This is a genomic window from Campylobacter concisus, assembly GCF_902460545.1.
In the GTDB taxonomy this organism is placed as follows: Bacteria; Campylobacterota; Campylobacteria; order Campylobacterales; family Campylobacteraceae; genus Campylobacter_A; species Campylobacter_A concisus_AE.
In genome coordinates, this window is record NZ_CABPUE010000004.1 from 174033 (window position 1) to 174661 (window position 629).

Annotated in this window: 1 protein-coding gene; it reads right to left on the bottom strand. The window is 27.7% G+C overall.

The window, feature by feature from the left end:
- On the bottom strand, window positions 1-629 hold a 629-nt coding region (locus tag FZ949_RS04450; protein ID WP_187424709.1), incomplete at both ends, for a type VI secretion system domain-containing protein.

The following is a 629-nucleotide window of genomic DNA, read 5'->3' on the forward strand; positions in this document are numbered from 1 at the left end:
ACGTCTGATAAATAATCTTTAAGCTCGGTATTTTCTATAAAATTAACTATTTGTGCATAGGTAGCTTTTGCATTATTATTCATACCTTGAGCAGTAAAAATTTTTGATAATTCAAGCATAAAATTAAGCTCGCTTTGAGCACTTGAAGCATGCTTGCTTTTATCTAGTTCTTTTATTAGATCTTCAAAACTCATATCTTTTTTACTATCACTGCTGGAAGTAAATTCCAAAGAGTTACTTTTAATAAAAAATTTATTTATCTCTTCACTAAAAAAAGATTCTCCACTTTGAAATTTGAGCTTTTTTATATCTGGAAATTTATCAATAAAATTTAAAACCATATCACAAACAAGATCGATTTGCCTTGCAAGTCCAGCGCTATTTAAAAATTCGCAAAATATTTTAATGCCTTCTATCCAAAATGGATTAAGTGCTAAATTTCTTATAAATTTTTCTAAATTATCAAGATTTAGTTCATTACTTTTTTTAAAAAGCATAATCAGATTTTCATCAGGGTAACGTATCTGCGTCATTTGATCGCTACTTAATGGAAGTGCCTTTATTCTACCCCACATTGCTTCAAAAATTAAAGCATAAGCGGTAAAATTTTTAATATCACTCTTTAAAAG